At 67.6% G+C, this 14339-nt stretch carries 15 protein-coding genes; 4 read left to right on the plus strand and 11 right to left on the minus strand.

The features are described from left to right. From OIN59_RS02195 to cysC, 4 genes are read right to left on the minus strand one after another with little or no spacing between them, the layout of a single operon-like run. Nucleotides 1-564 (minus strand): GNAT family N-acetyltransferase, encoded by a 564-nt coding sequence (locus OIN59_RS02195; RefSeq protein ID WP_274106695.1) that lies wholly within the window; start codon nt 562-564, stop codon nt 1-3. Next, the gene (locus OIN59_RS02200; protein ID WP_274106697.1) at nt 554-1723 is read right to left on the minus strand and encodes a sulfotransferase family protein; all 1170 of its coding nucleotides are present in this window, start codon (nt 1721-1723) and stop codon (nt 554-556) included. Before OIN59_RS02200 ends, OIN59_RS02195 begins: the two co-directional genes overlap by 11 nt. Further along, nucleotides 1716-2354: an aspartyl/asparaginyl beta-hydroxylase domain-containing protein gene (locus OIN59_RS02205; protein WP_274106699.1), complete on the minus strand. Its 639-nt coding sequence runs from the start codon at nt 2352-2354 to the stop codon at nt 1716-1718. Before OIN59_RS02205 ends, OIN59_RS02200 begins: the two co-directional genes overlap by 8 nt. Further along, a complete protein-coding gene (cysC, locus tag OIN59_RS02210; RefSeq protein ID WP_274106701.1) occupies nt 2351-3004 on the minus strand; it encodes an adenylyl-sulfate kinase in 654 nt (217 codons plus the stop codon). Before cysC ends, OIN59_RS02205 begins: the two co-directional genes overlap by 4 nt. A 244-nt stretch (nt 3005-3248) precedes the next feature. On the opposite strand from cysC, the gene uvrA reads away from it, so the two are divergent. Continuing rightward, nucleotides 3249-6329 (plus strand): excinuclease ABC subunit UvrA, encoded by a 3081-nt coding sequence (gene uvrA, locus OIN59_RS02215; RefSeq protein WP_274106703.1) that lies wholly within the window; start codon nt 3249-3251, stop codon nt 6327-6329. 13 nt (nt 6330-6342) lie between these two features. On the opposite strand, the gene OIN59_RS02220 is transcribed toward uvrA, so the two are convergent. From OIN59_RS02220 to OIN59_RS02250, 7 genes are all read right to left on the minus strand, one after another. Next, nucleotides 6343-6915, minus strand: coding sequence for a DUF1439 domain-containing protein (locus OIN59_RS02220; protein WP_274106705.1), 573 nt, complete (start codon nt 6913-6915; stop codon nt 6343-6345). 162 nt (nt 6916-7077) lie between these two features. Next, nucleotides 7078-7329, minus strand: coding sequence for a hypothetical protein (locus tag OIN59_RS02225; RefSeq protein WP_274106707.1), 252 nt, complete (start codon nt 7327-7329; stop codon nt 7078-7080). Between the two features lie 169 nt (nt 7330-7498). Beyond that, nucleotides 7499-7984: a GNAT family N-acetyltransferase gene (locus OIN59_RS02230; protein WP_274106709.1), complete on the minus strand. Its 486-nt coding sequence runs from the start codon at nt 7982-7984 to the stop codon at nt 7499-7501. A 64-nt stretch (nt 7985-8048) separates the two neighbouring features. Further along, nucleotides 8049-8942, minus strand: a complete 894-nt coding sequence (locus OIN59_RS02235; RefSeq protein ID WP_274106711.1) for a PA4780 family RIO1-like protein kinase — start codon at nt 8940-8942, stop codon at nt 8049-8051. A 72-nt stretch (nt 8943-9014) separates the two neighbouring features. Continuing rightward, nucleotides 9015-9641 carry a chalcone isomerase family protein gene (locus tag OIN59_RS02240; RefSeq protein WP_274106713.1) on the minus strand — a complete coding sequence of 209 codons (627 nt, stop codon included), beginning with the start codon at nt 9639-9641 and terminating at the stop codon, nt 9015-9017. A 121-nt stretch (nt 9642-9762) separates the two neighbouring features. Then, nucleotides 9763-10464 carry a tRNA-uridine aminocarboxypropyltransferase gene (locus OIN59_RS02245; RefSeq protein WP_274106715.1) on the minus strand — a complete coding sequence of 234 codons (702 nt, stop codon included), beginning with the start codon at nt 10462-10464 and terminating at the stop codon, nt 9763-9765. Nucleotides 10465-10514: 50 nt separating this feature from the next. Beyond that, nucleotides 10515-11123 carry a class I SAM-dependent methyltransferase gene (locus OIN59_RS02250; RefSeq protein WP_274106717.1) on the minus strand — a complete coding sequence of 203 codons (609 nt, stop codon included), beginning with the start codon at nt 11121-11123 and terminating at the stop codon, nt 10515-10517. A 134-nt stretch (nt 11124-11257) separates the two neighbouring features. Here OIN59_RS02250 and OIN59_RS02255 point away from each other — a divergent pair, with 134 nt between their 5' ends. From OIN59_RS02255 to OIN59_RS02265, 3 genes are all read left to right on the plus strand, one after another. Continuing rightward, nucleotides 11258-12490 carry a helix-turn-helix domain-containing protein gene (locus OIN59_RS02255; RefSeq protein ID WP_274106719.1) on the plus strand — a complete coding sequence of 411 codons (1233 nt, stop codon included), beginning with the start codon at nt 11258-11260 and terminating at the stop codon, nt 12488-12490. A 118-nt stretch (nt 12491-12608) separates the two neighbouring features. Further along, the gene (locus tag OIN59_RS02260) at nt 12609-13292 is read left to right on the plus strand and encodes a Vgb family protein (RefSeq protein ID WP_274107156.1); all 684 of its coding nucleotides are present in this window, start codon (nt 12609-12611) and stop codon (nt 13290-13292) included. A gap of 223 nt (nt 13293-13515) precedes the next feature. Next, nucleotides 13516-14337 carry a DUF899 domain-containing protein gene (locus tag OIN59_RS02265; protein WP_274106721.1) on the plus strand — a complete coding sequence of 274 codons (822 nt, stop codon included), beginning with the start codon at nt 13516-13518 and terminating at the stop codon, nt 14335-14337. Nucleotides 14338-14339: the final 2 nt, after the last annotated feature.

Consider the following 14339-nt stretch of genomic DNA (forward strand, 5'->3'; position numbering starts at 1 on the left):
TCAGCCTTTCGTTGTGGTGGTGAGGGACAAGGAATCCGCGTGCGCACCCTCCTGCGCGGCACAGGGTCGGGGGCGCCACAGCATCCGCCACTGGACGGGCTGCTTCTCTGTGGGCTCGAAGCCCAGCGCCAGGTACAGGCGCAGGGCTGGTTGATTCATAGGGTCCACGCTCAATGTGACCGCTTGACGACCGGCCTCGCGCTCCTGCGCTTGCGCCTGCACTTGGCGCACCAGCGCCCGCCCATGGCCGCGGCCGCGCGCTGCAGGCGCCACCACCAGGTCCACGATGTGCAACGCGGCGGCGTCTTCGTTGACCACCAAAGAGCCCACGGGCTCATCCCCCGCCAGCGCAACAAGGGTGCAGGCCCGAGGGAAGCGACGCTCGTAGTCGGCCACCCGGCAGGTGTACTGTTGGTCGATCAGTGCCTGCAAGGCTACCGGCGGCAAGCTCAGCGCACGGAGATGATCGCAGTGCGAGTCGAACAGCGAACGCAGGAATGGCGCGTCCTGCGGGCCGCTCAAGCGGGTGCGCAAGGGCCGTGGGGTTGGTGTGTCAGTGGACATCGGCAGCCTCGGTTGTCGGCACTGCGTGCTCTGCTGGCGGAATCAGCGCCTGGTGCAGCGCGGACAGCCGCTGCGTGATGGTCTGCGCCTGGCCGACATCGAACACCGCAGCCTTCCTGGCGCCGTCCGGCTCAAAGCGGACGCCCGGCAGCTTGGCGTTGCGCTGCATGCGCTGCGCGATCCGCTGCTGGCCTTGCACGCCACAGTGCAGGCCGAACATCCCCGCGATCCGCCGCACGGAGTCGCCGTGCAACTGGCGGTAGTCGAGGTAGACGGTGCCCGAAACCGCGCGAAGGGCCGACATGGCCTCCATCAGCGCCCCAAGCACGTGGATGCGATGCTCCAGCACCGAGCTCGCTGCGGACACCCCAAAAACCGGAGCGACCGCAGCGAGGGATGGATCCCCTGACATGTGCCGACCCGTCTGCGCGTGGTGGGACGCCAGGATTTCCACCGGGTCACGCACCAGCGCTACCACCGGCACGGCGGGGTACGCGTCACGCAGCAGCTGCGCGTGGAAGATGTCCCACGCGTTCCATTTGACGACCACTCGGCGGCCAGGAAAGAGGCTCGCCTTCAGGTCGATCAGGCATTGGACGTGCGCACGCTTTTCCTGCTGGCCCAGCGCTGGATCGAGCAGCACCTCGGTCAGTACGGGGGACTCTGAGAAGACTACCGCCTCGTCCAGCTCCGACAGGCAGCCGGACAGCAGCGTGGAGCCGCACCGCGACAGGTGAAAGATGAAACCGGCGGGTTGCGCCCGGGGCACCCTTTGCGCACACGCCGCCAGTGCCTGCAAGGAGGTCCGGGGCCTGAGCAGCTGGTTCAGCACGGTTGTTTGCCCGCAGCGGCTCAGGTACTCGTCGTGGAAAGGTTCGGTGGGAGCGCCATCGGGCAGGCACCAGAGGATGCGCTGGCTGCGTACCTGGTAGCTGTGGGGCAGCCAGAGTCCCGCCATGCCGATGGCCACTTGGTCGGGCACGTCTTCGCGGTTCAGCGCGTCGATGGCCTGCAGAAGTTCCGCGTCGCTGTAGCCGTCTGCGCCCCAGAGGCGGCGCAGCGCTGCCAGCAAGTCCGCCACCGAACACGCTTGTCGGCACAGGGCCAGCTGTGCCGCAGAACACAACAGCGTGTAGTAGGCGTTGCGCAGGTCAGGCACCGAACGCGCCCTCCAGAATGCGGCGTACCAGCCACGGGTTGGCCACGCAGTCGATGACCAGATGGGTGCGTGGCGCCGGGCTGCGGTTGACCACCGCGTGCTCCTCGTCAGCGTTGAAGTACCAGAGCTCGCCTTCGCGCATGGGCACTTCCTGCCCCGCGACGAGGAAGTGCACATCCGGGTTGGTCCAGACCGGTGCATGCAGGCGCGCCTCGCCGCAGCCCAGGTGCAGGCCGTGGTCTCGGTGGGGCCTGATGTTGGCGCCGGCATGCAGCCGCATCAGCCGCACGGACTTGAGCGGACAGTCCAGCCGACCGAGCAGCCGCCGAATGGCAGGGCACGCGTCAAGCGCTGGCAGGTCGTCCCATTCCTGCGCAGGGTCCTGCAGGGCAAAGCCCTGGAGGACCGGGTGCGCATTGACATGCTGCTGCTGGCAGCGCAAGGGCGTCACATCCCACGCGCCCTCGTAGTCAGCGTGATTGACATGAGGCAGCCAGTTGTGCGCCATCAGGTGCGAGACCTCCTCCTGCAGCGCAGCGATGGGCACCGGGATATCAAGGCGTGAGGCCACTGGCCCGCGCAGCGTGTGCGTCTCGGCGGGCGGGGCCTCCAGAGCCATGGGCAGGCTCATGGCAGGGGCGCCCGATCAGACTCACACCGAGAGTGAGGCGCAGGCACGGGTCGCGCGATGGCTGGCATCGTGCCTTGCGACGACGCCAGCAGGGTCAGCATGCGTTCCACGCAGGCATCGATGGAGAGCAGATCGGTGCGCAGTGCCAGGTCAGGCGCAAGCGGCGGCTCGTAGGGCGAGTCAATGCCCGTCAGGTGCGCCAAGGCGCCACTGCGCGCCTTCTGGTACAGGCCCTTGGTGTCGCGCTGTTCCGCCACCGCGAGCGGCACGTTCACGAAGACCTCCAGGAAGTCGCCGGGGGTGAACAGTTCCCGCGCTGCCTGGCGCTCCGCGCGGAAGGGGGAGATGAATGCCACCAGCACCAGCATGCCCGCATCGACAAAGAGACGCGCCACCTCGGCCACTCGGCGCATGTTCTCCACGCGGTCCGCGTCCGAGAACCCCAGGTCCTTGCACAGGCCGCGCCGAATGTTGTCGCCGTCCAGAATGTAGGTGCGCTTTTGCGTGCGGTGAAGTGCTACCTCCAGCGCGTTGGCCAGCGTGGATTTGCCCGCGCCGGACAGGCCTGTGAACCATACGACCCGGCCCCGGTGCCCGGCCAGCAGCTCCCGGTCTTCACGGGCAACGGTAAATGACTGGGGGGCGATCACGGGTGGGCTTTGGTTGAAATCGTGGGGCGGCATGAAAGCGGGGATGGCATTGCGCGCATCGACAGGATGCGGGAGTGGTGGGTGACTATCTGCGAATCCTTTCAGGTACACAAGAAAAAAATGACGGGGTATGACTTGCGCGACAGATTCATGCCCCGACTACCCGTGCATTCCGCCCGACATGGCCCGCCAGCCAGTCCAGCCGTTGGCCCGGCCAGGGCACCGGAAGGGGCTGTGACCTATCATGGTTGGTTTTCCTGCTCCAAGCCCTCCCGTGACCGACACCACCGCCCCGTCACCCGCTACGCCTGCCGACGGCACCTACCTTGCCCGCGCCCTGCGCGAGCAGCGCATCAGCATCCGCGGAGCGCGCACGCACAACCTCAAGAACATCGACCTGGACATCCCGCGCAACCAGCTCGTGGTGATCACGGGGCTGTCGGGCTCGGGCAAATCGAGCCTGGCGTTCGACACGCTGTATGCCGAAGGGCAGCGGCGCTATGTGGAGAGCCTGTCGGCCTATGCGCGGCAGTTTCTGGGGCGCCTGGACAAGCCCGATGTGGACCTGATCGAGGGCCTGTCGCCCGCCATCAGCATCGAGCAGAAGGCCACCAGCCACAACCCGCGCTCCACCGTGGGCACGGTGACCGAGATCCACGACTACCTGCGTCTGCTGTACGCCCGCGCTGGTACGCCGTATTGCCCCGACCACAACCTGCCGCTGGCCGCGCAGACCGTGAGCCAGATGGTGGACGCCGTGCTGGCCCTGCCCGAAGACACCAAGCTCATGCTGCTGGCGCCCGTGGCGCGCGAGAAGAAGGGCGAGTTCACCGAGCTGTTTGCGCAGATGCAGGCGCTGGGCTACGTCCGCTTTCGGGTGGACGGCCAGATCTATGAGCACGAGAACCTGCCCGCGCTCAAGAAAACCGAGAAGCACAACATCGACGTGGTGATCGACCGCATCAAGGTGCGTGCCGACCTGCAGCAGCGCCTGGCCGAGAGCATCGAGTCGGTGCTGCGCGTGGGCGGGCACGAGGGCAATGGCCGCGTGCTGGCGCTGGAGATGGACACGGGGCAAGAGCACCTGTTCAGCAGCAAGTTTGCCTGCCCCGTCTGCAGCTATTCGCTGCCCGAGCTGGAGCCGCGCCTGTTCTCGTTCAACTCGCCCATGGGCGCGTGCCCCGCGTGTGACGGCATCGGCCAGCGCGATGTGTTTGACCCGGCGCGTGTGGTGGCCTTCCCCACGCTGAGCCTGGCCAGCGGCGCCATCAAGGGCTGGGACCGGCGCAACGGCTACTACTTTGCGATGCTGGAGAGCCTAGCCAAGCACTACGCGTTCGACATCGAGGCGCCGTTTGAATCGCTGCCCGCACCGGTGCAGCACGCCATCCTGCACGGCTCGGGCGAGGAAGAAATCGCCTTCAGCTACATCATGGACAGCGGCGCCTCCAAGGGCAAGGTGTATGCCAAGAAGCACCCGTTCGAGGGCATCATCCCCAACATGTCGCGGCGCTACCGCGAGACCGATTCGGTGGTGGTGCGCGAAGACCTGGCGCGCTTTCGCAGCACCCAGCCCTGCCCCGAATGCCACGGCACGCGCCTGCGCCGTGAAGCCCGCCACGTGCGGCTGGGCGAAGGCGAGCAGGCCCGCGCCATCTTTGAAGTGAGCCACGCCACACTGAACACCGCCCACACCTGGTTCAACGACCTGAAGCTCACCGGCGCCAAGGCCGAGATCGCCGACAAGGTGGTGCGCGAGATCGCCACGCGGCTGCAGTTCTTGAACGACGTGGGCCTGAGCTACCTGAGCCTGGACCGCAGCGCCGAGACCCTCTCTGGCGGCGAGGCGCAGCGCATCCGCCTCGCGTCACAAATCGGCTCGGGCCTCACGGGCGTGATGTACGTGCTGGACGAGCCCAGCATCGGCCTGCACCAGCGCGACAACGACCGCCTGATCGCCACCCTCAAACACCTGCGCGACATCGGCAACAGCGTGATCGTGGTCGAGCACGACGAAGACATGATGCGCGCCGCCGACCACGTGATCGACATGGGCCCCGGCGCGGGTGTGCACGGCGGGCGCGTGATGGCGCAGGGCACCTACGACGAAGTGCGTGGCAACACCCAGTCGCTCACGGGCCAGTACCTGTCGGGCGTGCGCTCGATTGCCGTGCCCCAGTGCCGCACGCCCTGGCTGCCGGTGCTGGAGCAGGCCGCGCCCGTGGTGGAGGCCAAGGCCAAGTCGCGCTTTCCGCAAACCGAGGCCAGCAAACGCCGCGCCGAGCGCATGGCTGAGCACCACGCGCGCCAGGGCGCCCTGCAGGCGCTGCGCGTGGCAGGCGCCACGGGCAACAACTTGAAGGGCGTCACAGTGGACTTCCCCGTGGGGCTGCTCACCTGCGTGACGGGCGTGTCTGGCTCGGGCAAGAGCACTCTGGTCAACGACACGCTGTACACCGCCGTGGCGCGCCAGCTGTACCGCGCGCACGAAGAGCCGGCCGCGCACGACGAGATCGTGGGCATCGAATACTTCGACAAGGTCATCAACGTGGACCAGAGCCCCATCGGCCGCACGCCACGCAGCAACCCGGCCACCTACACCGGGCTGTTCACGCCCATCCGCGAACTGATGGCCGAGGTGAACACCGCCAAGGAGCGTGGCTATGGCCCCGGGCGCTTTTCCTTCAACGTGGCGGGTGGCCGCTGCGAGGCCTGCCAGGGCGATGGCGTGGTGAAGGTGGAGATGCACTTTTTGCCCGACGTGTACGTGCCCTGCGACATCTGCCACGGCCAGCGCTACAACCGCGAGACGCTGGAAGTGCTGTGGAAGGGCAAGAACATCGCGCAGATTCTGGAGCTGACGGTGGAAGACGCCGCCGCCTTCTTCAAGGACGTTCCAACCATCGCGCGCAAGCTGCAGACGCTGCTGGACGTGGGCCTGTCGTACATCCGCCTGGGCCAGGCCGCCACCACGCTCTCAGGCGGCGAGGCGCAGCGCGTGAAGCTGGCGCAGGAGCTGAGCAAGCGCGACACCGGCCGTACGCTCTACATCCTGGACGAGCCCACCACCGGCCTGCACTTTGCCGACATTGACCTGCTGCTCAAGGTGCTGCACCAGCTGCGCGATGCGGGCAACACCATCGTCATCATCGAGCACAACCTCGACGTGATCAAAACCGCCGACTGGCTCATCGACATGGGGCCGGAGGGTGGTGCGGGCGGCGGCACCGTGGTGGGCGTGGGCACGCCCGAAGAACTGGCGGCCAACCCGGCCAGCCATACGGGGCGGTATCTGGCGCCCTACCTGAAAAAAGCGCCGGTCTGAGCGCAGCGGCCCGTCAGGGGGCCTTGCTCACAAACGCCACGGTCAGCCCTTTGGCCGTCACGGTGATGGGCCCTGGCTGCAGGCCCAGGCCGTCAAACACGGCCGTGTCCTGTGGGCGCAGCTGGTGCAGCGTGACCTCGCGCAGCGACTGTTCGGCCAGCAGGGGGCCGTAGGCGTTGAGCAGGTCTGTCACCTCCGGGCGCAGGCTGGGGAATTCCATGCGCCCCAGCTGGATCTGGTGGGCGCGCAGCGTGCGGTCGCTGGCCTCGTAGCGCAGCGCAAATTCCACATCCAGGCGGCCCTGGTGGCTGCGCCGCAGCGCCGGGCCGGCCACGTCCAGCGCCATGGCTGCGCCCAGGCGGTTCACTTCGGGCAACAGGCGCAGGTGGGGCGCCTGCACGCTCAGGTTGAACAGGCCTTGCACCGGCACGTTGCGCGGGAACTTGGGGTCCACCATGGCTTGCAGTTGCGCCAGGGGCACGGTGTAGCTGGGCTGGGCCAGTGCGCCTTGCGCCACCAGCAGCGCCGCGCCGCCCAGAGCGAGGCCACGGGTGGCGTGGGTCAGGAATCGTCTGCGATGCAGCATGGGCGCTCTCCGTCAAACCCGTTGTGACACCGTGGCGGTGAAAAGGTGCCCGGCGGCTTGCTGCAGGCGTTGTTACCAGAAGTTTGCAGATCTTGGGCGATAGCGCTGGTTTTGTATGTCTTGAGTGCTATCAAAATAGGTGCAACGGCAGGTGAGCCGTGCTCAGCGCCCCACCACCGACCAGCCCGCCCGCTGGTTGTTCTTGTCGTTCTCGTACTCCCACGCGGTGCCGCAGCGGTCACACACATAGCGGGTGATGGTGACGGAGCCGTCCTCACGGTCTTCCTTGCGGTTGCCGCGCTGCACCAGTTCGGCGTGGCCGGGCGCCTTGCGCCAGTTGCGCTGGATGCCCTGGCAGGGCTCGCACAGGGCCATGGGTTTGAGTTCGTTCTGTCGGGCCAGGTCTTTGGTCATGGGGTGTCAGCCGTCGTGGGCCGGTGTGGGTGGGTTTGTCTGCTGCGGGGCGGCTACTGTAAGGCACCTGCGGGTGCAAAGACACAGCGCGGTGGCTGAGTTTTAAGCCAAATTGGCCTCTGGCGCTTGATGGGTAAGCGCAACCAGCTATCAAATCAGGAGTATCTTCTCAACGGGCCACCAGTGCCTTGGCCATGCGGGCGTTGTGCAGCACCACGCCTGCACGCTCCACCTGCTGGCGCGCTTCCACCACAAAGCCCTGCGCGGCAAAAAAGGGCTCGGCGGTCAGGCTCACGCGGGCCTGCAGCTGGGCGATGCCACGCTGCTGAGCTTGCGCGTGGACGTGTGCCATCAGCGCCCGGGCCACGCCACGGCCTGCAAATGCCGGGGCCACAAAGAACATGTCGATGGTGCCGTTGGGCAGTAGATCTGCAAACCCGGCGATGGCACCACTGCCCAGCGCCTGCGCGATGAAGGGCTGGTTGGCCCGCATGCGCTCCGCCCACTGCGCCGCGTCATGGTGCTGCGGCGCCCAGGCGGCGAGTTGTTCGGCGGTGTAGTCCTTGCAAGCCAGGCCATGCACCGAGGCGTGGAAGACGGCGCGCAACGCGGGTTCGTCGCCGGGGCGAAAGTTGCGGATGTGGATGGACGGCATGGCGAGCAAGCTGTACAGAAAAAGGCCGCGATGGTGCCACAGCCCTGCGCGGTTGGAGAAAACGTCAGCCCGCCGCCATGCGCAGCCTGCGCGCCGCGTCTTCGTCGCGCGCGTCGTCAATCTCGCGCAGCACGGCCTGCATGTCCACATCGGCATGTGTGGGCGCATAGATGCCGGTGAGCGGCGTCTCGTTGCTCAACAGCCCGCTCTGGTACAGGCTCCAGATCTCGGGGCCGTACTGGGTGGTGCGCAGCTCGGGCGCGAACTGGCCGAAGAAGTCGCGCAGGTTGGCCACATCGCGCAGCAGCATGCGCTGGGCGTGGTTGTTGCCCGCAGCGTCCACGGCCTGGGGCAGGTCGATGATGACGGGGCCATCGTGGCCCCCTTCGCCTTCTGCACCATCCACCCCGCCAGCGCCCGGCAGGTATGCCAGCAGGATGTTGAATTCCGACAAGTCGCCATGCACCACACCCGCACACAACATGCGCACCACCTCGGCCACCAGCGTGGCGTGGTGGGTGCGCGCGTCTTCGGGCGTAAAGCTCACATCGTTCAGGCGCGGGGCCGCGTCGCCGTGGGCGTCGGTCACCAGCTCCATCAGCAACACGCCGTCGTGAAAGTTGTAGGGCTGCGGAACACGCACGCCGGCGGCGGCCAGGCGGTAGAGCGCATCGACCTCGGCGCTTTGCCAGGCGGCCTCTTGCTCCTGCCGACCAAACTTGCTGCCCTTGGCCATGGCGCGGGCCGAGCGCGAGTTCTTGACCTTGCGGTTCTCGGTGTAGTCCACAGCCTGCCGAAAGCTGCGGTGGGTGGCCTCTTTGTAGATCTTGGCACAACGGGTTTCATCACCGCAGCGCACCACATAGACCATGGCCTCTTTGCCGCTCATGAGTTGCCGAACCACGGTGTCGATCAGGCCTTCCTCGATGAGGGATTGGAGGCGCGGGGGAGCTTTCATGCGGGGCAGTGGCGAGCAAAGGAAGCGCTGATTGTCGTTCCCTCACGCCTTGCCCCTACTCCCTGCTGCCGGTTACCTGCTCCCCTCGGCGGTTTCCACCGCCTTGACGCCCAGCATCGCTTCGCGCAGTTTCCAGTCGGCCGGGGCCGCGTTGAGCCAGATGCCGGCCAGCGCGTTGAAGAACTCCGGCTCCTTGAAAGGCTCGCCCGACACCTTGCCCTTGACCGTGACCACCGTGCCTTTGCCCGGCACCCAGTCGAGGATGATCTGGTCGCCCGCATCCAGGCGCTTGTACTCGGTGAACAGCTCGGACATGCGCCACATGGACGACATCAGCCGCGCGGCGGAGGCCTTGTCCAGGTTGTCCTGGATGCCCCGGGCGAAGAGCTTGCCCAGCTCGTCGGACTTGACCTCGCGCAGCATCACGAGCTGGATGCGCCGGGCTTCGGTGGGGCTCTGCATGTCCACAAAATGGTGTGCGGGCTTTTCGAGGTACAGACCGGCCTGGTAGACCTGGAACACGGCGCGGTAGCGGGTGCCCGCGCCGTTCAATACCAGGGTACGGCCACCGACCTGCGCCTTGGCGGGGAAGGTGAATGCGGGCACAACCACCTTCACGGGCGCTTCGGTTTGGGCCTGGGCCAGGGCAGCGGCGCCGACGGCGAAAAGGGATACCAAAAACCAACGAATAAGCTGCATTGAGCCTCCGGCAACAGTCACTCTGATCAAGTGCTTTCATGCTAAGGAGATGTGCTCTACAGCGGGATACCGCTTGTACATTGTTTGCAAACCCAGCGCAGGCGGCGGGGCCTGCCCAGGCTCAACGCAAGCCGCGCAGCCGCAAATGCGCTGCGCCCTCCCAGTCCACTGGCAGCTGGTGCTTGGCCTGCAGGTAGTGGTGGGTGAACACGTCCAGGTACGCCTCCAGCGCCTGCGCAGCGCGCAGCTCGCCCGCCAGCTCCAGGCACAGCGCGCCGACCTCGGAGGTGCAGAAATGGTCCATGCGGGTAGACCGGCGCAGGTGGTAGCGCGAGAGTTGCTCGGGCTGCAGGCTCAGCACGGGCAGGTGGTTGAGGTAGGGGCTCTTGCGGAACATCTTGCGCGCCTCGGGCCAGGTGGCATCGAGCAGCACAAACAGCGGGCGTTTGCCTTCTGCCGTGGCCACCTGAGTGACCACGCGCTCGGGCGCCACGAACTCGCCGGGGAACACCACATACGGCTGCCACTGCGGGTCGGCCAGCAGCGCGAGCAGGTCGGGGTGCACCTCGGTGCGCGCCCAGCCAAAGGCATAGGTGTCGGCCACCACATCGGCAATCAGCCAGCCGGTGTTGCTGGGCTTGAGGGGCTCGATGTCGGCCATCAGCAAACACATGCCTGCACGTGTGGGCAGCACGGGGCGCAGTGCGCACATGCAGTGGCTGGGCACCAGGCGGCAGTCAGCGCAGCGCTCGCCTTTGGGGCCGCCGCGTGCCAGAAAGGGCTTGGCGCTGCGGGCCAGGCGCTCGGCGCGCAGGCGCGACACCGCGTGCGGCGGAATCGGCGCGTTTGGCGCGTTTGGCGCGACAGGGGCGCTCACTGTTCGCCCGCCTGCTCCAGCGCAAACAGTGGCAGCTCGGCCTTGCGGCTGAGCCACACGCCGCCGCCCAGTTCGATGGCGCCTTCGCGCAGGCCGCGCCGATACAGCTCGGCGCGGTGGCGGAACACGCGGTTGTCGGTGATCTCTTCGTCGATGATGTCGCGTTCAAAATCCTCGCGCGACACCGCCTCGACATACAGCGCGCCTTTCGTCAGACGGCCCAGGTTGAGCAGCGCGGCCTTCAGGTCTGGCGGACTCAGGTAGGGCAGCACGCCCTGGCAGATGACCAGGTCAAACGGCTCATCGGCCGCATAGTCCACCACCGAACCCTGCTGCCACCCGAAGCGCTCGCACAGGTAGGGGCTGAACTCCACGCCCTGGTAGCTGGCCTGCGGAAAATGCTGCGCCACGATGCCCTTCCACAACCCGATGCCGCAGCCCACGTCCAGCACGCGCGACACCGGCACGCGCAGGTACTTGAGGTAGCTGCACACAAAGGTGCCCAGGCGCTCCATGTGCGCTGGGTCCACCACGCTGGTCTTTTTGTCGAAGTAAAAGCGCTGGTAGTAGGCCTCGTCAAAAGTGGTGGCGCTGGCGGATTTCAATGGCGGGTCCTGGTGTCTTTGGGGGGATGCACACCACCTGATGGGTGGTGGAGCGAAGCCGCCAAGTATCCACCACAGGTTCTCACACACGACTCAAACAGCACGCAACCAGCACGCTGCGTTAGGCTGTCGCCATGGATTCGCTGATCTCCGCCGCTGCCCGCGCGCTGGCCGCAGGCGATGCACTGGCCGCCCTGCAGCGCGTGGCCCTGCGCGACGACCCTCCGGCCCTGGCCCTGCGTGGCATTGCCATGGCCCAACTGGGCGAGCACCCGCGCGCCCGTGAGCTGCTGCGCCGCGCCGCACGGGGTTTTGGCGCGCACGAGCCCGTGGCCCGCGCGCGCTGCGTAGTGGCCGAGGCCGAGGTGGCGCTGGCCATGCGGGACCTGGGCGAGCAGGCGCACGCGCTGATGGCTGCCGTCGCCACGCTGCAAGTCCACGGTGACGTTGCCAACGCACTGCAGGCACGGCTGGTGGCAGCGCGCAAGCTGATTTTGCTAGGCAGGCTGAACGAAGCCACCGCTGCGCTGGCAGGCGCTCCAACCACCGGCGCGACAACGCGACTGCCCCCTTCGCTGATCGCCGTGGCCGAGCTTGCCGCGGCAGAACTGGCCCTGCGCTCGCTGCACATCGGCACTGCCCGCTTGGCCCTGCAGCGCGCGCAACAGGCTGCGGCCCAGTCGGGCGTGCCCGCGCTGCTGGCCGAGGTGGCCCAGGCGCACGCGCTGCTCACCCAGCCCGCCGCGTGCTGCCTTGCGAGCGGCGCCGAACACATGCTGCCGCTGGACGACGTGGCCGCGCTGCTTGCGTCCCCCACGCTGGTGGTGGATGCCTGCCGCCACGGCGTGCGCGCGGGCGACGTGTGGGAGCCGCTGGCGCGCCGCCCGGTGCTGTTTGCGCTGGTGCGCGCGCTGGCCACCGCCTGGCCGGGCGATGTGGATCGCGAGGCATTGATCGCCAACGTGTTTCGCACCCGCCACCCCGACGAAACCCACCGCGCCCGCCTGCGGGTGGAGATCGGCCGCCTGCGCAAGCTCATCGCGCCGCTGGCGAACGTGGAGGCCACCGCACGCGGCTTTGTGCTGCGGCCCCACGGTGGGCGCGATGTGGCCGTGCTGGCACCGCCTGTGGAGGGCGAGCAGGGCGCACTGCTGGCGCTGCTGGCGGACGGCGCAGCGTGGTCCACATCGGCCCTGGCGCTGGCCTTGGGCGACAGCCAGCGCACCGTGCAGCGCGCGCTGGCCGATCTGGAAGCCGCCGACCGCGTGCGCGCCATCGGCAACGCGCGGGCTCGCCGCTGGCTGGCTGCGCCGCTGGTGGGATTCACGACGATCTTGTTACTCCCCACGGCGCAGCCAATTCCATAAAGTGGCCTCACCGCCCAACGCACAGCGCCTTTTGCCGTGCACCGGCACCCCACCAGGAGTGACAGAGATGACCACCGCCACCCACACCGCCACCCGCGACACCGCCTGCAGCAGCGACATGGACGACACCCCGCCCTCCAGCAAACACTTGCCCATCGCGGCCCGCCAGCCTGCCGATGTGGTGCGCGAATACGGACCGTTCGGCGCGGCCAGCGCCATCCACGGCGTGACCCACGACGGCCAGCGCGTGTGGGCCGCCACGGGCGAACAGCTGGTGGGTTTCGACCCCGCCAGCGGCGCTACCACGCACACGCTCAACGTGATCTGCGACGCAGGCACCGCGTTTGACGGCACATACCTCTATCAGATCGCCGAATCGCGCATCGACAAGATCGACCCCGCCACGGGCAAAGTGCTGGCCACCATCCCCGCACCGGGCGGTGGCAACGATTCAGGCCTGACCTGGGCCGAGGGCAGCCTGTGGGTGGGCCAGTACCGCGACCGCAAGATCCACCAGATCGACCCGGCCACGGGCGCCATCCGCCGCACCATCGAGTCGAACCGTTTCGTGACCGGTGTGACCTGGGTGGACGGCGAGCTGTGGCACGGCACCTGGGAGGGCGAAGAAAGCACCCTGCGCCACATCGACTCCACGAGCGGCGCCGTGCTGCAGCAGCTGGACATGCCGCAGGGCATGGGCGTGAGCGGCCTCGAATCCGACGGCGCAGACCTTTTCTACTGCGGGGGCGGCGGCAGCGGCAAGGTCCGCGCGGTGCGCCGACCCAAGGCGCACCGCGCCTGAGAGGGTGTGAACGAACCCGCCATGCCCGCTCGGCCAAGCCGGTTTCATTCACACCTTCTGAACCTGTTGAGCAACGCGGCGCCCGCCGCACCCACCACCCCCCTTGCCACCACAGGCCCTGCGCGCATCAAGCGATGCCGCAGGCCAGGGACAGGTGCGCCTGCCATCGCCCCAATTCATCCATCCACCAAACCACACCACCACCTCACCAAGGAGCACACCCATGAACGCACCCACCCCCCACCCCGTGGTATCCGCCGACCAATGGCTGGCCCAGCGCCACAGCCTGTTGGCCCGCGAGAAGGCGCTGACCCGCCTGCGCGACGAGGTCGCCGCGCAGCGCCGCGCGCTGCCCTGGACCCGCGTGGACAAGCACTACACGTTTGACACGCTCCAGGGCCCACGCGCCCTGGCCGACCTCTTCGACGGCCGAAGCCAGCTGCTGGTGCAGCATTTCATGTTCGGCCCGGGGTGGGAGCAAGGCTGCCCCAGCTGCTCCTTCATGGCCGACCACCTGGGCGGCATGGAGCTGCACCTGCAACACCGCGACGTGTCGGTGCTCGCCATCTCGCGTGCGCCGCTGGCCGAGATCGAGCGCTTTCGCCAGCGCATGGGCTGGCAGTTCCGCTGGGCGTCATCGCACGGCAGCGACTTCAACCACGACTTCGCCGTGAGCTTCACGCCCGAGCAGCGTGCGCGCGGCAACGGTGAGGTGCTCTACAACTACGGCATGCGGCCGTTCCCCGCCGATGAGGCACCGGGCATCAGCGTGTTTGTGCTGAGCGATGCGGGCGAGGTGTTCCACACCTACTCCACCTTCGGGCGCGGCGTTGAAGCCATGATGGGCACCTACCAGTTGCTGGACCTGACGCCAAAGGGGCGCCACGAAACCAACCCGGCCTACCCCATGGATTGGGTGCGCCACCACGACCGCTACGCGTCTGCGCAGCCACCGGCCGGTTCTGCTGCTTTGCCCGCTGTGCATGTACCTCAGGCCTCCCCATCCCACCCTGCGCCGGGTGCGTGCTGCGCTGCACGGGGCTGAAC

The organism is Acidovorax benzenivorans (genome assembly GCF_028680575.1).
Taxonomy (GTDB): Bacteria; Pseudomonadota; Gammaproteobacteria; order Burkholderiales; family Burkholderiaceae_C; genus Acidovorax; species Acidovorax benzenivorans.